The sequence below is a fragment of the Pelagimonas sp. genome (assembly GCF_050633425.1).
Taxonomy (GTDB): domain Bacteria; phylum Pseudomonadota; class Alphaproteobacteria; order Rhodobacterales; family Rhodobacteraceae; genus Pelagimonas.
In genome coordinates, this window is sequence record NZ_JBOEGM010000013.1 from 22208 (window position 1) to 44650 (window position 22443).

20 protein-coding genes and 3 pseudogenes are annotated in these 22443 nt (G+C 55.6%); 7 read left to right on the forward strand and 16 right to left on the reverse strand.

The annotated features are described in order from the left end of the window. Window positions 1-213: 213 nt before the first annotated feature. A pseudogene (locus ACRBB0_RS11210) lies at window positions 214-303 on the forward strand (integrase); the annotation flags it as partial. Between the two features lie 513 nt (window positions 304-816). On the opposite strand, the gene ACRBB0_RS11215 reads toward ACRBB0_RS11210, so the two are convergent. Then, window positions 817-1236 (reverse strand): MarR family winged helix-turn-helix transcriptional regulator, encoded by a 420-nt coding sequence (locus ACRBB0_RS11215; RefSeq protein WP_431374524.1) that lies wholly within the window; start codon window positions 1234-1236, stop codon window positions 817-819. 70 nt (window positions 1237-1306) lie between these two features. On the opposite strand from ACRBB0_RS11215, the gene ACRBB0_RS11220 reads away from it, so the two are divergent. After that, window positions 1307-2263 carry an alpha/beta hydrolase gene (locus tag ACRBB0_RS11220; protein WP_431374525.1) on the forward strand — a complete coding sequence of 319 codons (957 nt, stop codon included), beginning with the start codon at window positions 1307-1309 and terminating at the stop codon, window positions 2261-2263. Window positions 2264-2403: 140 nt separating this feature from the next. Then, a pseudogene (locus ACRBB0_RS11225) lies at window positions 2404-2899 on the forward strand (IS21 family transposase); the annotation flags it as partial. 26 nt (window positions 2900-2925) lie between these two features. Here ACRBB0_RS11225 and ACRBB0_RS11230 read toward each other — a convergent pair. The 13 genes and pseudogenes from ACRBB0_RS11230 to ACRBB0_RS11290 form a co-directional block, all read right to left on the reverse strand. After that, window positions 2926-3090: pseudogene (locus ACRBB0_RS11230) on the reverse strand (integrase core domain-containing protein); the annotation flags it as partial. Window positions 3091-3149: 59 nt separating this feature from the next. After that, the gene (locus ACRBB0_RS11235; RefSeq protein ID WP_431374812.1) at window positions 3150-3437 is read right to left on the reverse strand and encodes a DDE-type integrase/transposase/recombinase; all 288 of its coding nucleotides are present in this window, start codon (window positions 3435-3437) and stop codon (window positions 3150-3152) included. 960 nt (window positions 3438-4397) lie between these two features. Further along, entirely contained in the window at window positions 4398-5054 is a 657-nt protein-coding gene (locus ACRBB0_RS11240) for a transglycosylase domain-containing protein (RefSeq protein ID WP_431374526.1), read from the reverse strand. A 136-nt stretch (window positions 5055-5190) separates the two neighbouring features. Then, the gene (locus tag ACRBB0_RS11245; protein WP_431374527.1) at window positions 5191-6072 is read right to left on the reverse strand and encodes an alpha/beta hydrolase family protein; all 882 of its coding nucleotides are present in this window, start codon (window positions 6070-6072) and stop codon (window positions 5191-5193) included. Between the two features lie 282 nt (window positions 6073-6354). After that, window positions 6355-6684, reverse strand: coding sequence for a hypothetical protein (locus ACRBB0_RS11250; protein WP_431374528.1), 330 nt, complete (start codon window positions 6682-6684; stop codon window positions 6355-6357). Window positions 6685-7475: 791 nt separating this feature from the next. Continuing rightward, complete coding sequence (locus ACRBB0_RS11255; protein WP_431374529.1) at window positions 7476-7823, reverse strand: DUF5368 domain-containing protein; 348 nt, start codon at window positions 7821-7823, stop codon at window positions 7476-7478. 11 nt (window positions 7824-7834) lie between these two features. Then, entirely contained in the window at window positions 7835-9145 is a 1311-nt protein-coding gene (locus ACRBB0_RS11260; RefSeq protein ID WP_431374530.1) for an FAD-dependent oxidoreductase, read from the reverse strand. A gap of 137 nt (window positions 9146-9282) precedes the next feature. Further along, entirely contained in the window at window positions 9283-9720 is a 438-nt protein-coding gene (locus tag ACRBB0_RS11265) for a hypothetical protein (RefSeq protein ID WP_431374531.1), read from the reverse strand. A 111-nt stretch (window positions 9721-9831) separates the two neighbouring features. Beyond that, the gene (gene cydX / locus ACRBB0_RS11270; protein WP_292307641.1) at window positions 9832-9969 is read right to left on the reverse strand and encodes a cytochrome bd-I oxidase subunit CydX; all 138 of its coding nucleotides are present in this window, start codon (window positions 9967-9969) and stop codon (window positions 9832-9834) included. Between the two features lie 14 nt (window positions 9970-9983). Then, on the reverse strand, window positions 9984-11144 hold the full coding sequence (gene cydB / locus ACRBB0_RS11275) for a cytochrome d ubiquinol oxidase subunit II (RefSeq protein ID WP_431374532.1): 1161 nt from the start codon (window positions 11142-11144) through the stop codon (window positions 9984-9986). A 5-nt stretch (window positions 11145-11149) separates the two neighbouring features. Further along, window positions 11150-12763 (reverse strand): cytochrome ubiquinol oxidase subunit I, encoded by a 1614-nt coding sequence (locus tag ACRBB0_RS11280; protein WP_431374533.1) that lies wholly within the window; start codon window positions 12761-12763, stop codon window positions 11150-11152. Between the two features lie 119 nt (window positions 12764-12882). Beyond that, window positions 12883-14544 carry an amino acid ABC transporter ATP-binding/permease protein gene (locus tag ACRBB0_RS11285; protein ID WP_431374534.1) on the reverse strand — a complete coding sequence of 554 codons (1662 nt, stop codon included), beginning with the start codon at window positions 14542-14544 and terminating at the stop codon, window positions 12883-12885. After that, window positions 14541-16172: an ABC transporter ATP-binding protein/permease gene (locus tag ACRBB0_RS11290; RefSeq protein ID WP_431374535.1), complete on the reverse strand. Its 1632-nt coding sequence runs from the start codon at window positions 16170-16172 to the stop codon at window positions 14541-14543. Before ACRBB0_RS11290 ends, ACRBB0_RS11285 begins: the two co-directional genes overlap by 4 nt. On the opposite strand from ACRBB0_RS11290, the gene ACRBB0_RS11295 reads away from it, so the two are divergent. After that, window positions 16139-16771 (forward strand): RrF2 family transcriptional regulator, encoded by a 633-nt coding sequence (locus tag ACRBB0_RS11295; RefSeq protein ID WP_431374536.1) that lies wholly within the window; start codon window positions 16139-16141, stop codon window positions 16769-16771. The genes ACRBB0_RS11290 and ACRBB0_RS11295 overlap by 34 nt on opposite strands. Before the next feature lie 54 nt (window positions 16772-16825). Here ACRBB0_RS11295 and ACRBB0_RS11300 read toward each other — a convergent pair whose 3' ends face one another. Next, entirely contained in the window at window positions 16826-17488 is a 663-nt protein-coding gene (locus tag ACRBB0_RS11300) for a peroxiredoxin (protein WP_431374537.1), read from the reverse strand. Between the two features lie 110 nt (window positions 17489-17598). Here ACRBB0_RS11300 and ACRBB0_RS11305 point away from each other — a divergent pair, with 110 nt between their 5' ends. Then, window positions 17599-18498, forward strand: coding sequence for a hydrogen peroxide-inducible genes activator (locus ACRBB0_RS11305; protein ID WP_431374538.1), 900 nt, complete (start codon window positions 17599-17601; stop codon window positions 18496-18498). A 262-nt stretch (window positions 18499-18760) separates the two neighbouring features. Here the strand turns inward: ACRBB0_RS11305 and ACRBB0_RS11310 are convergent, their stop codons facing one another. Beyond that, the gene (locus ACRBB0_RS11310) at window positions 18761-19279 is read right to left on the reverse strand and encodes a hypothetical protein (protein ID WP_431374539.1); all 519 of its coding nucleotides are present in this window, start codon (window positions 19277-19279) and stop codon (window positions 18761-18763) included. Between the two features lie 873 nt (window positions 19280-20152). Here ACRBB0_RS11310 and ACRBB0_RS11315 point away from each other — a divergent pair. Together ACRBB0_RS11315 and ACRBB0_RS11320 are read left to right on the forward strand one after the other, a co-directional pair. After that, window positions 20153-20962, forward strand: a complete 810-nt coding sequence (locus ACRBB0_RS11315) for a tyrosine-type recombinase/integrase (RefSeq protein ID WP_431374540.1) — start codon at window positions 20153-20155, stop codon at window positions 20960-20962. A gap of 224 nt (window positions 20963-21186) precedes the next feature. Continuing rightward, window positions 21187-22350, forward strand: coding sequence for a tyrosine-type recombinase/integrase (locus ACRBB0_RS11320; RefSeq protein ID WP_431374541.1), 1164 nt, complete (start codon window positions 21187-21189; stop codon window positions 22348-22350). Window positions 22351-22443 lie beyond the last annotated feature (93 nt).

A 22443-nucleotide genomic window follows, 5' to 3' on the forward strand; every position in this document is an offset into this window, starting at 1 on the left:
TCTAAAATAGTGAGCAGGGCGGAATCGAACCACCGACACGAGGATTTTCAGTTTAGGGTCCAAGTTCTTGTGAACATGCCGAATTGGCATAAGTCTTTGAATTTAAGTCTTTCCTATGAGCCGCGGCGGTATTTACACGCCCAACTGAGGCTGAACAATGCCCGAATAAACCGAGTGTGTTTACACACGAATTGCACACGCAAGGCTCACCCGATGGGACAAACCAAAATTGATAGCGCTGTTAGGTATCTCGGCGTTGAACTTGCGGATGCTCTTGCGATCGCAGAGGAGATTGAAAGCTAACAAACTGGGACGTCTTCACAGACGGCCCGAAGGTGCCGTCCGCTGACTGTTTGAACGCAGCATTGCAGCTTTCGCATTGTTGCCGTTCATGCATTTTGCAGCGTTTTTGACAGGCGAATGGCGACTGAGCGGGAAGTGCCCGCTCGGCCGCAGTGCTCTCTATCCGTTACACTGTCCGTCGCGCGAGTTTCTACCTGACGTGAATGATGACAGACACCACCATGATGTGGTCTGCCCCTCTCCAAGAGCGTCTTCTGATCCGGCCTAAGCGCGTCTTCAAGGTCGTAATCTGCCGACATTTTCGCAGGTTAGTCGGTCATCCAACATTACGATCCGAAGAAATGGCCGCCAGCCTAACTTCTAAGCAGGTCTGGGAAGTGGGGAAATAGCAGTGTAATCAACTAAAACTAGCCTTCAGCAAACCCGACGCGGTTCAGTACGTGGCCTTCCCAATATCACGCTCAGAAAGATGGGATTGTATCGACGCAGACCTGCAGCTTGGAGGCTTTGGCATCAATCCAAGACCAGCTTCTCCAAAAGGCGCATGAAGTTTTCTCTTTCCGGCGCACTAAGTTTTTGCAGCGTATCCTCGTACTTCGCTGTCACAATGCCTCTGGCCTTATCGCGCAACTCACGGCCCAAGTCCGAAAGGACCAGCCGATGGCGGCGCAGATCGGCCTGGTCCACGGACCGATCTATCAGACCACGTGCCTGTAAGGCCTTTAGGTGCATCGTCAGATTTGGCTTTGACATCGAAAGCGACCCCGCCAGCCCTGCGGGAGACGGATGGTCCTCAATGCCGTCGAGCACGAAGAACTCCTTTCCGACAAGGCCAAGCGCCTTGAGTTCCGCACCTGCGGCGCTGAGCGTTGTGGTGGACAGCAGGAAGTTCAGACGCCAGATTCGTACGGCCTCTGTGTGTCTATCAATCATGTCTTGATTTTGTTCATTTTTGGAACTACCGTCAGAAGGGAACAATAATAGCTTGTTTTAGGTATATTGCATGCCATCCTATCTGAAAACCTTTGCCTTCCCGAACGGGAAGCTGACCATCTCGAGCCATCTGCACCTGCCTGAGGCTTTCGATGAAAATGCAAGCAGTCCCGCACTTGTTATTTCAGCACCGGGAAGCAGCGTAAAAGAACAAATCAGTGCAATCTACGCAGAGAAACTCGCGTCACAGGGGTTTGTCGTTCTGACGTTCGATCCCTCTTGTCAGGGTGCCAGCGAAGGGGTCCCCCGCGGATTGGAAGATCCTGGTCGCAGGATCGAGGACCTGAAATGCGCGGCGGACGCCCTGACCTCATTACCTGGCGTGGATGCGTCCCGCATCGGTCTTCTTGGCATCTGTGCGGGTGGTGGCTACGCTGTGCAAGCCGCGCTGACCGATCCGCGTTTCAGGGCGCTTGGTACAGTTGTAGCGACCAATATCGGAGCCGCCTTCCGACGGATGTTGCCGCCCGAGAAACGCGAGCAGCTTCTTTCAGAGGTGGCGGCGCAACGCAGTGCTCAGGCAGCAGGAGCTGACCAGAAGACGGTTCCCTGGATCCCAGACAGCCTCGAAGACGCTGATGCGTCCGGCATCGCCGATCCCGATATCCTTGAAGCTGTGGCCTTTTATCGGCATTCAGCCTGGCGTCACGAGAACGCTACCAACCGGCTCGATTTCTGCAGTTTTGGGCAATTGCTTGGGTTCGACGCCCTGCAGGTGGTTCCTGAGCTCCTTACTCAGCCTCTGCTGGTGATTGCAAATGGTCGCGACGGCTCGACCGGAGCGAAGGGAGACAGCCAAGCACTTTTCGATCTCGCTCCATCTGAAGACAAGCGCATTGTCTCGGTCGAGGGGGCCGGTCACTACGAGATGTATCATGTTCCGGCCTACGTCGATCAGGCGGTATCTGAGCTCACGACCTTCTTCCAGACCCAGCTTGTGAACAAGCATATAATTATGACCCCGTAGTGGGGTGATTGGCGTCCCAAAATGCCCCCCTTACACTGATTTGGATAATGCCCCCGAGGTTATCGGGGAGCTTGGTGTGGGATGTGGTCGTGGATTCGACAGAGAAGATCCGGTGAGCGTGTTTTCAGGACAAGAAGTCGATCAAGCAGATCTGCCAGGAGCTGCGGGTACCGCAGAACACTGTGCGCAAGGCGATCCGGTCCGGGGCGTCCGAACTCGCATGATCCAGCCGCTGCCGAAGATCGGCCCCTGGACGGGTGAACTCGATGACATGCTGGCGACAAATGCCCGGAAAACGAAGCGTGAGAGGATCACCTTTATACGGATACGCGGATACGACGGCTATTATGATGCGGTTCGGCGATATGCAGCGTCGTGGAACAGGAAGGAGCGGGAAGAATCTACCGCCGGCTATGTGCCGCTAACCTTCGATCCGGGGGAAGCCTACCAGTTTGACTGGAGCCACGAGATCGTTGCGATCGATGGCGTGACCAGCAACGTGAAGATCGCCCTTGTCCGCCACCGCCGGATGCTGTTCGTGCGAGCCTATCCGCGCGAGATGCAGGAGATGGTATTGTGTTCGATGAGCATGACGACGTGCATGACAAGGCATTAGCTTTCTTCGGTGGGGCATGCATGTCTAGCCTTCAATTTCAGTACGACTAATTTTGTATATCTCTATTGATGTTTCTGGCACTGGGGGGCATCGCTAGGGCATGATGGGGTCTGATGCGATTGTATTCTCTCAGCCAAGAATTGATCGCAATTTGGGCTTGCTTGACGCTGTGGAACCACTCACTGTTCAGAACCTCTCGACTCAAAATGCCATTAAACCATTCATTCTACCCAGTCTCCCAAGGTGAACCTGGATAGATTTGAATGGGTTTCACACTAATTCGTTGCAGGCAGTCCTTGGTGCATTAGCAATAAATTCAGGGCAGTTACCTGAGCGTACATTTTCTGGTTTTCCGTATTTCATTAGAAGGGGATGCATGACTGAGAGGACATCGTTGGTGTTCATCTTCTTGTGTACCTCAACGCAGAGCGCTTCACGTGTATATTCAACCAAAACAGTAAGCATTTTGTAGTTGCGACCATTGCTGAACTTGTTGTGCACAAAATCAATCGTCCAAATGTGATTTGGGGGCGTTGGATGTAAACGGGTAGTAGATATATCCTTGTGACAAAGTCATTGCCGCTTTTTGTGCTTATCGAGCTGTTTCACGTCGCAGGCGTTCTATCTTCTTGTGATTAACCTTCTAGCCCTCAACCTGTAACAGCTGCGTAATCTTACGGTACCCGTACCATCAATATTGCTTAGCTAAGCGGATCAAATCCAAACGCAAAGCATCATCATCTTGGCACTTAGCTTGATAACGCAGACGAGACCTCGACAGGCCAGGAACCGCGCAGTTGCGCCGGTCAGCTGCGTTTAGCTTTCGGCGGGTATGGCTTACTGCTTGACGCAACCCATCAACCGTCAGGCCTTGGGCTTTAGATCATCAAGACTTTCTTTTAAAATCATTGTGTCGATCTGCAAGTCAGCTACGATCTTCTTCAATCGTTCATTTTCCTTATTGAGCGCTTTAATCTCAGACAGCTTCAGCAACATCCATTCCATCGTGCAAATGGACATCAATCGCGCGCAACAACCTAAGTGCGTCTTCATCGGAATAACGTCTGCGTGCCATGTCTCTAAACTCCCGTTGTCAACAAAAGGTGGCACAGTTTTAGGGCGGCCGGGACACACCGATCCCGCTGACAATTCGTGCATTTGGCTCAATGAAGAAATACAAGTCGCAAGTCATGAGCGAACGGAAAAACATCAAATATGACTTCACAACCAGTTAGAAACGCCAAATGTAGGGTCAATTTAGGGTGCACTGGATTGAGAGTTAGACAAGCTTATGCCGGTCGTTACCGGAGTTCGTGAACCAGACATTCATCCGGACCGCAGCATTGGATAAAATGGGATCAGAGGCGACATCCGACAAGTTTCGTCGGGCAAGTCCATGATTTCACGTGCCGGATGGCGGCAAGGCGGGACGAAGCGACCTTTTAAATGGGAGCAATGGATGGCCGCTTTTTGCGGATTGAGGGAATTTTCAATAGCTCTCAGCAATGCGTCTTATGACTAAGCGCAACTGTCTAGCCAAACGTCTCGCAGACCGGTCGGGGCGCACTCGCCGGCTAAGAGCTTACCGATCCTAGAAATGCGTTCGCCAAGCGCCTTGTCTTCTTCAAGCAATCGCAATTGTCCCGGTGCAATCAGAACAGCTAAAAGACGATGAAATTCGCGGTCTGCGAGTTCGATTGGCGGCCTGCCGAATACCTTGTCACTTGCCTGATAGAAGCCGATCATCCACCCATCGGGGCCAGGCCCCATTTCAACGGTATCAAGCCAGAGAGCAAGGATCTGATCCTTGTCGAGATTGTTTTCCAAGCCTAATGCAAACCCGGTCTGACGTATTTTCCCGATACCGGGACGAAATGCCTCAAAGCCAAGTCGCTTGGAAAGCGATTGGGAAATTGTCGTGAGACCGGCACCCCGTGTGGCAAGATCAATCCCTCTATGCTCCCAGAAGCCGGGGTCCTGCACCTTGATAAGTTGGCTCAGGCGCTCGGCACCTAGCGCATCGGGACCGCGCCCGTCAGCGATGATACGATCGGCCTGTTTGGCGTATGCGTTGGCGTGATGCACAGCGTCCCGGTATCCGATGGCACCGTAACCGAAGCCAAGCAGGGCAATGACCATTAGCGCAATCGCGGCAATTTTAATAAGTCTCTTCATTCTAGCAGTGCCTCGCTACTTTCTTTGTCCCACGGGTTTATCTGCGCTGCAGCTGAAAATCACTTGATTTGCCATTTCCGCCGGTCGCGCTGGCCGCGCCCGCGGGCGCATTTTTCGCAACAGGTTAAACCGAGACCTAAGGGGCTCCAATCACAAACCGAACGGCCATGCTGACAACCGCGTCACGTTGAGTGCCTGAAGGGGTATCAAACGTATGGTTGGCGTCCGGCCAGACGGTCAGTTCCGAGGTCTTTATCAAGGCGTCGGCCAGTTGGGCCGATGCCACAGGTACGCTTTGATCGTTCTGGCCGATGATGATCAAGGTCGGTGCTGATACATGAGGCGCAAACTTTGCAGGGTCCTGGTCAAGAACGGAAGCCCAATATCGGTGAGGCAGCCCCAACTCTGTTTGCTCGACACTTTGAGGCGACGCGTCGATCCGCGCAAAGACAGATTCAATCGCTTGTCCTTGACCGCGTTCATCAAACAACAGGCGCAGCTCTTGGCGTTGTGACAGTGCGCCAGCCCCAAGCAGTGCCAGGCGATCCACCCGGCCAGTAGAGGCTGCGATCTTAAGCGCGAGCGCCCCCCCCTCTGAGGTTCCAATCACCGGTATTTTATCGACATCAAACCGCTGGGCGATGTGATCAAGCGCAGCGATGTTTCGGCGCAACAGATCATCGTAAGTGTAGTTCTGCCAAAAGCTATCCGAACAGGTTGAACCTGTTGCCCGATCTGAAACTCCGGTTTTTTCCAGACCAATGATCTCAAGCCCTTCTGGTGCCGCAGAAAAATAAGTTCCCAGATAGGCCCGCAATGAGGTGCAACCAGAACCACCGATGAAAAAGACCGGCAAAGGGTTTGTCGCATCGCTTGTGCGATAAGACACAAATGAAAAAGCCTCGTTGTTGAGCACTACGGTATCAACGCTCGATTTGGGTGCTATGAGCTCAGCCGCGAAATCAAATCGGCTCGAACAGCCAACCAAAGCAAACAATGTAAAAAGAACGAGCGACATGCTTTTTGCTGTTGGAAATAACATTATTGAACCTTTTAAAGTACAGCCTTTGGTCAATCTCTCTTATTAAGAGGTTGTCGAAGAAACTGGCAACCCCTCAAGCAGCGGTTCGATCGTTGAGCCGCATAATGCACTTCGGGCGCCTTGCCGACCTCTAAAGCGTCGCGGTATCCATTGCCGTCGCCCGTGCCTCGTCGTAATTTCTCCGACGGGGCCATTCATACTTACCACAGCATCTTGAGCTGCCATAAGTCCGTCGTGCGGGACGAACCTGTCGTGAAATTACGCTTCTGTTCTGCGTGCCAGAAATTCAAAAAACGCGGCGAGCACCAACAATACTGGCGCGAGAAACACAAAAGCTGCGATGTTGATAAGGTGCGGTGTGTCATAGAAATCAGCGATACTCTGAGGTAGGCTCGCACAGGTCCCAAAGTGAAAATCCGAGTAGCCGCAATCTTGGTTCAGAGCCCAAGCTAATGAAAAAGTGACGAGAAAGTAACCACCCCCAACTTTCAACAATCGGCGGGCGATTTTTGATTTCGCGTAAAAACTGGATGCTATCGCGATCAATGGCAAAGCAAAGAAAAATAATAACTCTTCATCTACGTTCATTTGGGCACTCGTCACGTTGTCAACTCGCACGACACTGGACGGGATGACAGAACGCCAATCGATTTGCCAGCTTGGGGCTGATTGTGTTGAAAAACTCCGATAAGAGACAATAACGTCAAATTTGGTGGAACAAAGTTCCCCAAACTTCTAATTTTTCCGGGCATACCGGTCAAGTCCGATCAGTCGAAGAACAAAATTCTACTTCTGTGAAATTTTCAGGCGCAGCAAAGAGTTTTTCAACAGAATCGGCTCAGACCTGACTTTGACCTATGGATCCGGTAACTTTCCGTTTGAAAGTCAGCTATCGGGAATCCGAGGCAAGCTGTTTGTAATTGCGGTAATGCAGGTCGCAGTCGCCCGAAATTGGTCACGTTAGGCTGACTGCTGTCATCTCGGGCCGAAGTGAACGACCCTGGGAGAACCTGTATCGTGCGTGGGCCCGTGAATTTCAGGAAACGTGCTTTGCAATATTCCTAGGTGACTGACAGGGACGGCCCAAAGCGAACCTTCAATTCGTTTGCCTAAGCTGAGCAGCATCACGAAACCGGACATTCTCGTCTCCTGCGAGATCGATGCGGTGCCCGGGGACTGCATAGCACATTTACCTACCGTTGGCTTGAGAGCCTAGAATGACCGCGATATTCAGCAGTGGGGACTCCTCAATGGAATTGCTTACTGATGTCTGAATATTCATTGCAGCCAGGGCTCGGACGGCGGGTTCAAGGTGGTCCTTTCCACCATCAGCTCCGCAGACAAGTATCCTGCCAGGTACCACATGAGCGGCTGGAATCTTATTGTCTTGGCCGAATCAAGGACTGGATTGTGTAAACCAATATCGCGGTGCCTATGGCTCCGGCGGCGGCAATTCCAAGGAACACGATGATGTCGACCGGGCCCCCTAGGTCGCTCAGCTTCGAACTGGTCATCAAGAGCACGAACCAAACCGCCAAGACTGCTCCAACGGGCATGGATAGCTGTGCAAGCATGAACTTGCGCCACGAAATACTGTGATCCCGGATCAGCACATATATGTATCCAATTGTGACAAGCCCGGCGACAGCCACCATTGTCCAGAACAGGCCGATACCGAAGATTTCTTCGAACACGGCAAGGATTGTTCCAAAGGTCAAATCTTTCATGACAGCTCTCCTTATGCGCGTCCGCGCAGCATTGCGTTATAGGTCGCCTTCAGGGCCACTTCCTTCATCAGCCAACTGATCCAAAGCTCTTCAAGCGGTGCGATGATGCCGGGGAAGGACGGGACGAGGTTGTTGTTGTAATCAAATTCGACCAACATCGCCCGGCCAACGCGGGTGATCATCGGGCAGGATGTGTAGCCGTTGTAGGTTTCGGTCGCTTCGCGGCCCTCGATGGCTGCGATCAGCCCGTCTTCGACCACCGGCACCTGCCATTTGACAGACGCTGCCGTCTTGCCCTTGGGCACCCCGGCCACATCGCCAAGCGTCCAGATCGTGTCGTAGCGCAGATGGCGCAAGGTGGCCTTGTCGCACTCGACCCAACCCTGATCTGTCCACTTGTCGACCCAGCTGAGGCCGGATTGACGGATCACCTCGGGTGCACGTTGAGGCGGGATAACGTGGATGTAATCATAGTCCAGGGTCACACGGCCTTCCGGCGTGTCAAATGTCGCGGTCTTCGCTCCGGCGTCCAGGCCGCGCAGCACATGCGAGTAATCGGGCGTGATGCCCCGGTCGCCGAACAGCATCCGGACCTTTTCCGACACGATGGGCACACCGAACAGGCTGTCATTGTTGGCCATGTAATGCACGTCGAGTTTGCCGCGCGTGCCAGCCGTTCGGGCGATGTCTTCGATCAGAAACGTGTGCTTGAGGGGCGCGCCGGCGCATTTCATCTCTGTCGCAGGTCGGGTGAAGAGCCCCACACCACCGGTTTCCGTGTAAGCTTGAGCGGCTTTCCATGTGGCAGCGGCATATTGCGGCCCGGCATAAAGCGCCCCAATGCCGTTTTGCCCGACCATTTCGAGTGAGAACCCCTCTATCGCATCGTGATCCAGAACAAGTCCGGGTGCGACGACAAGAAAATCATAAGGCACCTTCTGGCCACTCGACGTGTCGACGACCTTGGCCTCGGGATCAATGGCGGCGGCAGCCTCAGCGATCAAGGTAACGCTATCGGGTAGCCAGTCGGTGGTCTTGGAAACAACATAATCCGCAGGCTTCAAACCAGCAGCGACCAACGATAGCCCAGGTTGATAAAGGTGATCGACCCGCGGGTCGATAAGCGTGATTTCGGCCCCGTCCAGTCGATTGACCAAACGGTTTGCAAGTGCGGTGCCTCCAGCGCCTGCTCCGATGATCACGATCTTTGCAGATGTGGCCACTTGCGCCCGGAGCGGCTCAGGCGCGGACACCGCTGCCGCAGCAGCACCACCCGCAGCCAAGGCAAAGAATTGACGCCGGGTTGTGGTCAATTTGGTCATGAAGTCCTCCTCAAGTTTAAATATTCTGAATCTTGCATATATTTTCTGGCGGAGATGGATTTGATTTACGTCAATCTCATCAAAACGGTGCGCCCAAATGCGAGATGAGTGCGCACCGCGTTTTATGCCGAAGCGGATCAGTAGCTGGAAATCCTGGCATTCGGCGCAATCATGGCGGTAGCCATGGCTGGCGGCTGGGCGATCGTTACACCATCCATTAGCGCATCTGCTTGCAGGCCTTTGCCGGGCAGGTAGATCGCGCAGACTTCGACCTTGGCGTTGGGCATCTCAGCAATCTTGCCAAGCAGCCCCTTCGGACTCATGCTGCGCGGCGGTTGCGGTGCTGTGGCCGACTCCGGAGCGTCCTTCAGTGCGATATTACCGGCTGGGCCACAAAGCAGGATATGAGGCGCTGCACCCTGTTGCGCTGCTTGAATGGCCAGAACCATCGCCATCAACTGGGTCTGCGGTTCGGGCGCGGTCAGTATCGTGACCAGCGTCTCGGGGCTGTCTTGCGCAAGAGCGGGGCCGGTCAAGGCCAGCGCGGTACTGACTGCTAGGATGAGTTTTTTCATGTCGGGAGTCCTTTGAGGAATATGGAGTGAAACGACGTCTTGGCGCGCGGGCCCCTCGCCATGGAGAGACCCGCGCAAGACAGGGGGAGAAGGGAACAAGCCCCCGGTCATTCAGTGGGTGTGTTCACCCATCGGACAGTCGCCTTCGTCCGAGAAACAGGCGTCGGTCCGCATCTCTAGCCAGATCGCATTTAAGACGGCGAACAACGCGGCGAGTGGAAGTCCGAGAAGCCAAGCAAAATACCACATGGGATTTTTCTCCTTCAGTATACAGTGTCAGCGTTTTCAGTAACTTGTGCTTCGGTGACCTTGCCCCAGAGCACCTTGTAGACCCATGCCGTGTACATCAGGATCAGCGGCATAAAGATCGCCGTCACCACCAACATGATGAACAGGGTTTGGTGCGACGACGATGCATCCCACACGGTCAGCGAACTATTGGGATCAAGGGTTGACGGCAGAATAAAGGGGAACATCGTCAGACCCACCGACGAGATGATCCCGAGGATGCCCATCTTTGACCACAGCAGGGTCGACACCTCGCGTCCGGCCTTCAGGCCCAGCACCGCCAACGCGATCCCGGCGAAGCCAATGATCGGCGCAATCGCGATCCACGGACGCTCCGCATAGGCCGACAGCCAGGATCCACCGCGGGTGACCTCGGAATAGAGCGGGTTGGACGGCCCGTTCACAGCCACCTCGCCCAGTGTAAAACCATCTACTCCCACCGAGAGCCAAAGGCCGGCCAGCGCATACCCTGCGGCGGCGAGGATGCCCGCCTTGATTCCGATAGCGCGCGCGCGCTCGGCGACCACGCCTTCGGCCTTGAGCGACAGCCACGCAGCACCATGCATCAGCAGCATGGACAGCGACACAACACCGGCTAACAAGGCAAAGGGACGCAGCAGACCGATGAACTTGATCGCAGAGTTACCGGGATACATCGGCATCAGGTCTTCGGTCAGATAGAATGGCACCCCCAAAAGGACGTTGCCCACCGCCACGCCGAACAACAGTGCAGGTACGGCACCGCCTGCAAACAACGCCCAGTCCCACCGGGCCCGCCATTTGATGCCTTCTCGCTTGGAGCGGTACTTGAAGGCCACCGGGCGCACGATAAAGGCGGCAAGCACCACGAACATCGCAAGATAGAAGCCCGAGAAGCTGACCGCATACAACGGGGGCCAGGCGGCAAAGATCGCGCCACCACCAAGTATGAACCACACTTGGTTGCCTTCCCAGACGGGCCCGACCGTATTGATCGCAACCCGGCGTTCAACGTCGGTCTTGGCCACAAAGGGCAGCAAGGCACCGACCCCCATGTCAAACCCGTCCGTCAGAGCAAACCCGATCAGCAGCACACCCAAGAGCGCCCACCAGATCACGCGAAGAACATCATAGTCTATTAGTTCGTAAAGGATCATTTCTCTTACTCCACAGGTGTGGCTGACAGGAGGGGCGCGGCAGGGGCCGAGCGCAGCCGTGCCTCGTGCCGTTGTTGCCAGGCATTGGTTTCTTCGACGTCCTGGAATGGGCCTTTGCGGATGTATTTCACCATCAGGCTCACTTCGATCACAAAGAGGACGGAATAGAAAATTAGGAACCCGGCTAAGGTAATCAGCAGATCCGCAATGCTAAGGTGTGAGGCACTCAGCGCGGTTGGAAGCACGCCGTCTACCGTCCAGGGCTGGCGACCAAATTCGGCCACGAACCATCCCAGTTCCGCGGCAATCCACGGTGTCGGGATAATCGCGACCGCCGCATAGAGCGACCAGCGCGGGAACTGCATGTTCCGGAATGACGCGCGGTAGAAGAAATACGCCATCACTGCGATGAAGCTAAAGCCAAGCGCCACCATGAGCCGGAACGCCCAGAACAAGGGGGCAACGCCGGGAACGGTATCATCGGCTGCCATCTTGATCTGCTGTTCTGTCGCATCGCGGGGATCATCAACATATTTCTTGAGCAGCATCGCATAGCCAAGGTTTTCGGAATGCGCCTCGAAGGTGCCACGAACCTCTGGCGGTGTTGCTTCGCGCTGTTCGCGAATGGTCATCAACGCGCCATAAGCGATGAGGCCATCACGGATGCGGTCCTCGGATTCCGCGACGAGTTCGTTGATGCCGGGGATTTCCTGTGTCAGCGAACGCGTTCCGATCAGACCCATGGCCCATGGAATTTCAACGGCGTAGTGAGTTTCGCGGGCTTCCTGATCGGGAAAACCGATCGCCGTGAACGGCGCGGGCGCGTCATGTGTCTCCCACATTGCTTCGATCGCGGCGAGCTTCATCTTTTGGGTATGGCTCGCAGAATACCCGGACTCGTCCCCCAGAACGACAACAGACAGTGCGGCTGCCAGACCGAACGCTGAAGACACCGCAATCGACCGACGGGCCAGATCCTTATGCTTGTTCTGAATGAGATAAAGTGCTGACACGCCCAGCACAAAGACCGATGCAGTGACATAGCCTGCAGACACTGTGTGCACGAATTTGGCCTGCGCAACTTCATTGAAAAGGACCTCAAAGAACGACGTCATTTCCATGCGCATTGTGTCGGGGTTGAACTCTGCCCCGACTGGATTTTGCATCCAGCCATTGGCGATCAGAATCCACAGAGCGGAGAAGTTCGACCCAATTGCAACCAGCCAGGCCACGACCATGTGCTGCACTTTGCTCAGCTTGTCCCAGCCAAAGAAGAACAGGCCGACGAACGTGGCTTCGAGGAAGAACGCCATCAGACCTTCGATGGCCAAAGGCGCGCCGAAGATGTCACCGACATAATGGCTGTAATAGCTCCAGTTCATGCCGAACTGGAATTCCATCGTGATGCCGGTGGCGACGCCCAGCACGAAATTGATGCCGAAAAGCGTGCCCCAGAATTTTGTCATCTGCCGCCAGATGGGGCGGTTGGTCATGACATAAACGGTCTCCATGATCGCTACGAGGATCGACAGACCCAACGTCAGCGGCACAAAGAGAAAGTGATACATGGCTGTCAGCGCAAACTGCATACGCGACAGCTCGACCAGTCCGATCTCCATGGTGAACTCCTTGATTGAACATTAATTCGCATTGGTGATGCGGATTAATGTTTCGTATTCTGATTCTGATATGTGTTATTTGATCTGAGTCAAAATCGGTATCAAAGATACGAATTAATTCAGCCAATCAGTATCGGCGGGGGCAGGGAGACCACACGATCTGCAAACCCGACCTCTTCATGACGGTGGGCTGCAATCAGGATCGCCGCATCGGGCAGTGTCGTCCGTATGCCCGAGAGCACCTTGTTCGCCAATGGCGCGTCAAGACCTTCTGTCGGCTCATCGAGCAGCAATAATGTCGGTTTGCGCAGCAACGCCCGTGCCAGAACCAACCGCCGTCCTTCCCCGCCAGACAAACCCGCACCCCGGAACCCAAGCTGGGCGTCCAATCCGCCTTTTCGCCTGATGGTGTCGGCCAGTTGAACGGCCTTAAGCGCTGCCCACAAGTCAGCATCCGTTGCGTCTGGTGCAGCGAGCCTAAGGTTCGCCGCAATCGTTCCCGCGACCAAGGCATGCCGCTGTGGAACCATCGCGATCAGCTTGACCCGGAGATCCGCATCGATCGCGGCAATATCGATACCTCCGAATTCCAGCGCGCCACAGTGGGGCACATCCTGCCCTGCTGCCAGCAACAGCGCAGTCGATTTCCCACATCCGCTGCGCCCGGTCAGGGCGACGGTTTCACCTGCTGCTACGGCAAAGGAAACCGGTTCAAAAAGCGGGGTGTCGGAAGCGCTGTTCACCGCCGCAAACGTCTTTGCAACAAGCGATGGTGCGTCGGGGGGAACGACGACCCCGGGTTTTGCTCGGGAAACGCTGATCATCGGTACGATCCGTTTCGCCGCCGCACGCATCCGGCCGATCTCTGACAGCGCACGGCGCACCGGCGCAACCGTTTCCGACAAGGCCAGCGTGGCGAAGATGCCAATCGCCGCCTGCGCCGCCGTGATTTCACCCGCTTGCGCCAATGACCCCCCGATACCGAGCGCCGCGGCAACAACGGCCCCTCCCATAAGGTCAAGCCAAAGCCCAGTTGATCGCTCGATCCGTTCGACCTCGGATTGGCTCTTTGACTGGAAATTGGCCGCTCTTGTGACGCCCTTTTTTGCCGCTGGCACCTGCCCGAAGGCAATCAGTTCTTCTCGCGCGGCGATCAGGTCGATCATGCGGCTGCGCAGCGCCTGCATGCCCGCCTGAGCCTTGCGCGATGGTGCGTCCGCTTTGCGTTGCCCCCAAATGAAAACCATCGTCGGACCGAGCCCGTAGCCCAGCAGAATGACCCCAGCAATTGTGGAATGAACCAGAGAGGAAACCGCCATAGCTGTCAATCCGATGACCAGCAACCCCGCCGCGCCCGGCAGAACGAGCCGCAAGGCCAGACTGTCCAATGCATCGACATCGGATGTCACGCGGTTCAGAAAGATGCTTGCCCGAAGGTGTTCGATCTGACGGTAGGGCGACATCAGAACGCCGCGCAGCAATCGCACCCTCAGGTTCGACAGCGCGCGCAGGGTCGCGTCATGGGTGGTCAGCCGCTCACCATAGCGCGCGGCGGTGCGGCCCAAGGCCAGGAACCGTACCATTGCCGAGGGGGCGAACACGTTAAAGACTGTGCCCAGTCCGATCATCCCGGCAGCGGCGGCTGCGGTGATAAACCAGCCCGACAATGCCAGGAGGGCGACCCCCATAATCAAGACCGTCGCGGACAATGCCATCCCTATGGCAAAGGCGCGGCGTTCTCCTGCCAACAACACGCGGATGATCTGGAACAGCGCTCTCATGCTTCAGCCTCCAGCCGAATACCTTTTGGTATTCGATCGATAAGGCGCTGATCGTGTGTGGTGGTGATCAGCGTGCCACCGCTCGCTACATAGGCCATGAGCGCATCGATGATGTCCTTTGCGGTCTCGGCATCCAAATCGGCTGTCGGCTCATCGGCCAAAAGCACCGCCGGCGCGCGATGCATTGCGCGGGCCAGCATCACGCGGCGCGCTTCGCCACCGGACAGTCCTGCGCCGGTTTCCCCCAGTTGTGTCAGATCCTGTGAGGGCAAAGCCGCCAGAACCGGAGCCACCCGCGCGCGCGCAAGGACGTTTTCGTCCAAATTGGCGCCAAAGCCGATATTGTGGCGCAGGCTGCGGCCCAGAAAGTGTGGCGTTTGCGGCATCCACCCCAGCGTGGCGCGCCATGCGTCGGCCTGTATGTCCGTGATCGGGGCGTCATTCAGCAAAACCGCCCCGCGTGTGGGCGGTTCTAATCCAGCAAGCACCCGCAACAGGGTTGTCTTGCCGACACCGCTGGGTCCGCTGATGGCAAGGCTGTCACCGGGCCGGATTTCCATATTTGGCAAGCGCAGCGTTCGATCTGGGTGGTCAACTGCCACATCCCGCAAAGCGAGGGTTTGAAAAGCAACCGCCGGGGCCAGCGCCCCTTTGCCCAGCAATGCCCGGCGCGCGTCGCCGCGCCACGCCGCAAGATCCTCCGTCACCGCATCCGCTGCGGATTTATCATGCCATGCGGCGGCCAGATCGCGCAAAGGCTGAAAGAAATCAGGAGCCAGCAAAAGAAGGTAAATCCCGCCGAACGGTGTCAGCGGCGCGCCCCAAGTGCCCCAGCTGATTTCACCCAAGAGGGCGAATCCTACCCAAACTGCAATCATCGCCACGCCAAGCGCCGAGAAAAGCTCGAGCACCGTGGAGGAGAGGAATGCGATCCTCAGCACGGCCATTGTCTTGTGCCGAAGCGTGTCTGTCGCCGCGGCGAACCTATCAATGACCTGGGGGCCAGCCCCGATCAGCGTCAGGTCTGCAAGCGCTGACAACCGATCCGCGAGCAAATCATTCAATGACCCGATTTCGACCATCTGGCGCGCGCTGGCCTCTTTTGCGGCCCAGCCCACCAACGCCATGAACACCGGGATCAGCGGCCCTGCCGCCACCAGCACGATCGCCGCTGCCCAACTGTGCCATGCGCTGATCGCAAGAATGAACAGCGGCACGACCATGACCCGCAGGCGCGCCGGTGCATAGCGCAAGAGAAATGGGCGGAGTGCCTCGAGCTTTTCCGTTGCCAGCGCTGCCATTGACCCGGCCCCGCCAAAGGGGGAAACTTCAGCTGTGGAGGATTCCGTGGCCACGATCTCTTGCCGCAAGTCTTGTATATGGTGTTCTGCCGCCCGGCTCAGTGTCGCCTGTGCCTGCTGGTTCGCAATCGCCCGTAGCGCGCCAAGACCCAAGAACGCGAGCGAGACAGTCCAAACATCCACAGCAGCGCCAGACAAAAGCGCGGCCAAAACCTTTGCGATCACTGCGGCTTGGGCAAGCCAGATCAGGCTCGCCAGAACGGACAACGCGGCACCAAACCCGGCCGCGGGCGATGAATTATTCTTTGGCTTGGCGAGATGGCTCATGGTCGGTTTTCTTTTTTGGGCTTCTGGCCTCTTACGGGATGATCCTGGGATTTGACGTGATCTGGATCAAGGAAACTGGTATCTCTGATGTGAAATATTGGTCGAAACTTGAAGGAAGTGCTATGCGTCTGACGATCAGAACCAATCTTGCCGCGCGCACTCTGATGTTCTGCGCGGTCAATGACGCGGAGCTGGTGCGCACCTCGGATATTGCCGAACGCTGCAATGCCTCCATCAACCATGTGGCGCGGGTCGTGCAGCTCCTCCAGGCCGAGGGCTATATTGAAACCCTACGCGGTCGCACCGGGGGCATCCGGCTGGCCAAACCCGCCGACCGAATCTCAATTGGCACCGTGTTTCGCATTTTCGAGACCGACATCCCGTTTGCGGAATGCTTTGACGAAACCCGCAATACCTGTCCGCTTTCTTCAACCTGCCGTCTGCGCAGTTATGTCGTGCGAGCGCTTGAGGCATTCTACCACGAGCTGGACATGGTTACGTTGGAAGACCTAGTGCGAGGCAATTGCGGGTTAATGGATTTGCTCGCGATGCGCCCCGATATTTCTAGGTCATGTTCTGGCCCCATCACATCATCTTAAGGGATGCGCTCCTCCCGATCGCCATGCATCGGGAAGAACCCAAGGCACCAATGCTCAGACCGCCTTTGTCGAGAAATACCAATCTTTGGTCTTGTAACCTTCGGACAGACGCGCCTCGGCGGCATCTGTTGTTTGCGGCGTCGGCACGATCACGTCCTGACCGGGCGTCCAGTTTTCAGGCGTTGCCACCTTATGGGTGTCTGCGGTTTGAAGCGCTTGGATCAGGCGGTAAAATTCGTCGATCGAGCGGCCGTTGGTCATCGGGTAATAAACCATCGCACGCAGGATGCCTTCGGCGTCAATGATAAAGGTGGCGCGCACGGCTTGTGTATCCGATGCCCCCGGTTGGATCATGCCATAGGCTTGCGCCACTTTCATGTCGAGATCGGCGATGATCGGGAAGCGGATGTCGACGCCGAAGCTTTCCTTGATCGATCGAACCCATGCGATGTGGGCATAGTGACTGTCGATCGACAGGCCGATCAGTTCGGTATTCAGCGCGGCAAAATCATCGGTGCGGCGGGCAAAGGCGGTGAATTCCGTGGTACAAACCGGGGTGAAATCAGCCGGGTGCGAGAACAGGACCAGCCATTTGCCGCGAAAATCGGCCAGCGATATCCGCCCTTGGGTGGTTAGCGCATCGAATGAAGGAGCGGGTTCGTTGAGGCGGGGTAGCGCAACCTGGGCTTGGGATGTGATTTCGGCGACAGCGTTCATCGTGGTCTCTCCTTTGAGTGTTCTGAGACCGAGATAGACACTCTGGATGTATTCTGGAAATTGAATTAAACGGACATGGTAATCTGGATTTTCAATAACCAAGGAGCAATATGACAACCCTTCGCCAAATGCGGTTTCTTGTTGCCTTGTCAGATACGGAAAACTTCTCGCGTGCTGCCGAGCTCTGCAACGTCTCGCAATCGACCCTGTCTACCGGCCTCAAAGAGATGGAGGTTCGCCTGGGCGTGAAAGTTGCCGAACGCAGCACCCATTCCGTGATGATGACATCAATCGGTACGACCCTCGCAGAACGCGCCCGAGAGATTCTAGCTAAGGTGACTGACTTTGAAGCCACCGCGCAGGCCGAGACATCTGCTGGGATGACGCAACTCAGGTTAGGAGTGATCCCGACGGTCGGTCCATTCCTGCTTCCCCGCGCGCTACCGGGACTGAGGGAGACTTGGCCCACGATGCAAATTTACCTGCGCGAAGAACTTACGGAATCGTTGTTATCTGGTCTGACAGAGGGGCGATTGGATCTCATCCTCATCGCTCTGCCGCACGATCTGCCGACACAGGTGGAAACCATGCTGCTGTTCGAAGACAACTACAGCTTGGCGACCCCTCGCGCACACCCGCTGGCCAATCTTTCGCGGGTTGAAGGCACCGATTTGGCCGGTCGCCGTCTCTTGCTATTGGAACGCGGTCATTGCTTGCAAAAACACGCCCTGTCGAGCGTTCCTGGTATCGCCCTCGAAGAGGATACATCCTTTTCGGCCACCAGTTTACCGACACTGGTCTCAATGGTCGAGGAAGGCATCGGAGTGACCCTTCTGCCGAACCTCGCGATTAATGCCGGACTCACTGCAGGACATGACCTGCATTTGTCGCATCTAGAGGGCGCAAACCCGCGCCGTATCGTTCTGGCCTGGCGCGACAGCAGCGCGCAGTCGGATGTTTTTCGAAAGATCGGTGAGAACTTGCGCCGATCAAAAGATAGCGCTCAGTGATTATTCAATGCGATCCACGGCTTTCCTGACAAAAGGGATTACTATTGAAGATCGACTAGTTCCGATGTCAATTCAACGTTTGGGGAGTGTTTGCGTTTCGACCTGCATAAGGACTGGTTAATTGCTCGGCTAAATTTTCGGGTGAAAGTCCACTTCCATTTCAAAGCATTCTTTCTCGCGCGGCTGCAGCGAACGCCCGATTTGCAGCCGATTATGCAGAGTCGCCGTGCCTGCTTCGGGCTTCCAAATCGATCAGGTCGATCTACAAGTCCGTCCTGTTAAGTTTTTCTAGCAGAAGTTCCAGTTTTGCGTCCAAGTCCTTGCCTCTGCCGGCATTGCGAACAAGTTCCCTTTGTCTGGCCAAGGGTATCTGCCCATAGTTTGATAGGGTCGTGACAACGCTTTCATGACCGAGGTTCTGGCTGAATGCTTTGAATCTCAGGCCCAAGCGGCAAAAAAACGGCTCGATGAGCTTGCTGTTTTTGGTGCGGACGGTTTTCGGCTCCTGCACGATCATCTGCCGGTCGATATCGACATGGCCTAGCAGCAAAAAGGTGGCTGCATAGTCGCGGATGCCGGTCAACATGAGAAGGGAAAACACGGCGCGATCACGTTTCTCTAGAATGGTCTCCGAAGGCATCCATCCCAATGCCCGCTTCAATTGATCCATGGTCGTTGAGGACTTCGAAGGCGAAGACATTGCCGCGCGAATGTCCTTTTCAGAGAGGTTGAAGTAGGCAATTGCGTTCGTGTCGATCTTGGACTTGCCCCCCGGCGGCACTGACAGCCACCGGAAGAACAGCTGCCCCGCTTTCAAGGTCGAAAGAACGGTCGAGCTTCCCAGGTGTTTGTTCCGTCCCTAGGTCCGGACAGCGCCGTCCTGAAGCTCACTACTTGATTTCTATTGAATCGTCTAAAGTCGCAGTAATCAGTGTATTCCTCCAAGTGCAGGATTGCTTTTTAAACCCCGCGCACCGTGGCTTCTGACCTTTGATCCGCTTTGCGCCGGAACTCGGCGTAGTCTCGCTTGATCCGTTCATTTTCCGCGTTGAATTTGTCTATCTTCGTCTTGATCATGTGAGGCACCATACAAGAGGCGAATGCCGCTCCCCTTAAAAACGGGCATTTCTGGCTGGGGCGCTGGGAAAAAGAGCGCTGGAAGTACACAACCAATCTTGAGAGCCTAATCAGGGATCGTGTTGATGAATATTGGGATGATCTCCTGGCCGTGGCTTTGGGTGAGAAGAGCGCAGACGTACTTCCGAAGGTGACGGAAAAATCGGGAAGGCCTGAACCGAAGCGAGAGAGAGACGAACAAATTCCGTTTTGAGAGCAGGTCTACATGGCAATTCCTTTTTCTGAACTGACGCGGCCTGCCATCCGGGCCTTGAAAGCTGGCAAAAGTCTTACTGAACATGGCATCACGTTCCGTCGTGACGCCATTGGAGATGGCGTGTTTTCCATTAATACCATGGTCGACCGTAGGCGTATTCACCTCCCAAACCCAAACCCAAACCCGAACAGGTGCAAGGCGCAACCGTTCGGACATGCCCGAAGGACGAAAGACGCCATTGGGGTTTGAAGAAGCGTTTAGCGACTTCGGGACAGCGACGGAAAAAACATCGGCATCTAGGACCGACTGCTTAGGCAGCACTTGGTCCCATTTCTAGCAGCAAAGCCATTAAGTGCAATCGAGACTTTTGACGTTGAACGCTACAAGAAAGCCCGCCGCTCTGCGGGCGCAGCAAAGGCGACCGTCAATCGGGAATTGGCCACGCTTTCCCATCTGCTGAACCAAGCAGTCGAGTGGAAGTGGATCAAGAATAAGTTGTTCAAGATCAAACGCTTCAAAGAAGATAACCAGCGGATCGTGTACCTGACGGATGATCAGTGCGTCGCGTTGTTGGAAGCGGCAGCATCGGACCACAACGAAAACGTTCACGCCTTCGTTATGGTCGGACTGCACACGGGGATGCGTCATGCGGAAATTCTCGCGATACGTCGCGAAGACGTCGATGTCGGAAAGCGAGTGATCTGGGTGCCGCAGGCGAAGGCTGAATCTCGTGAGCAGCCGATCACGCGCGAATTGGCCGAATATCTCGAAGGGCGCATGGATATGTTGCCGCCGGGTTGTGAGTGGTTGTTTCCCTCACCAGGAAGCGCCACCGGCCACGTCCATACTATCCGCAAGGCCTTTCGTCGCTCCGCTGAACGCGCTGGGCTTGATCCAGATCAGATCACGCCTCACACGCTTCGCCATACGGCAGTGACGCATCTGGTGCAGGCGGGCGTCGATTTGCCCACAGTCCAGCGAATTTCCGGCCACAAGACGTTGTCCATGGTTGCGCGCTACGCGCATCAAAGCGGGTCGCATATCGAAGCGGCAATGGATCGGCTGGAAGGGCGCGTGAGCGGCAACCACGAAGGCAACATCCGCAGGCTGAAGCCTAAAAGTACGGCTTGATTACACACGAATTACACGTGCACTTGAGTGCACTGCGCTGGGTGGAGCCTAAGTTGTTGATTTTTATGGTGCCCGGGGGCGGCACATAACTTAAGTCTTTATGCGTCCAGATTTGTCCAGAACAGTCTGAATATATACAATATTTCAGCGCCTTAAAGTCCACCCTAATCTTGATGAGTCCAGCCTGATCCAGTACACAGGTGGGGACCAGAGTGGGGACTGAGATGGCGCGCCACAAACTATCAGCCGTTCAAGTCAAGAACTTGGACAAAGGCAAGTATGAAGACGGTGAAGGCCTCCGTCTGGTGAAAGCCTATAAGGAAAAAGGAAAGTGGGTGTTCCGCTTCAAGCGGCAGGGACGCAGCCGTGAGATGGGACTTGGGCCATGGCCCGCCGTTTCCCTTTCGGAAGCCAGGAAGGCCGCCGATAGAGCCAGAAGCACCCTCGCAGGAAACCGAGACCCAATCGCTGAGAGAGACCGGCTACGGCGTCAGGAAGGCAAGGTTGGCCAAAGCCTGAACGAGGTGACCAACGATTGCTTCGAAGCCAGGAAGGCCGAGCTAAAAGGCGATGGAGCGGCAGGTCGCTGGCTGTCACCTCTCAAAATCCATGTGTTGCCAAAGATCGGGAAGGTGCTAGTCAGAGATATTGACGCTCCAATGCTTCGAGACGTGCTTTCGCCCATCTGGCACAGCAAGGCTGACACGGCTCGGAAAGCTCTGAACCGAATGAACATCGTCATCAAGCATGCGGCAGCTCTGGGGCTGGACGTGGACATGCAGGCCGTTGAAAAAGCCAAAGCCCTGCTAGGTCAGACGCGCCACGAAACCAAGCGGATACCGTCGATGCCATGGCAGGACGTGCCTCCCTTCTACCAATCTCTGACTGATCTAACATCTTGTCACTTGGCTTTGCGCTTCTTGATCCTGACCATTGGCGCGCGGTCCAAGCCCGTTCGGTTGCTCACCTTGGATCAGATCGAAGATGATGTTTGGGTTGTCCCGGCGGAGATGATGAAGGGGCGGAAGGGTAAGGCACAAGACTTTCGCATTCCGCTCTCGCCCGAAGCGTTGTCAGTCATCGAGACCGCCAAAACCATCTCTCATGGGGATTTGCTCTTCCCTGGTTCCAAGCCAGGCCAGCCGATTTCCGACATGACCATGAACAAATACATGAAAGACAAAGGCTTGGAGGCTAGGCCCCATGGCTTTCGATCCAGCTTTCGCGAATGGGCAGATCATCACGGCTACCGTCCAGAAGTCGCTGAGACAGCTCTCGCACACAGCATCGGCAGCGAGGTTGCAAGGGCATACCTGAGGACGGACTATCTTGAGGAGCGCCGTGAGATGATGGAGCATTGGGGTGGATTCGTTGGCACAAAAGCTTGAAGTTGGGAGCCAAAGAATGCCAACCGGGATGATGAGTATCAGGTCCTGGCAACAAGACCCGTCGAGAAGATGGGCGTAAACCGGTTGTTCGCT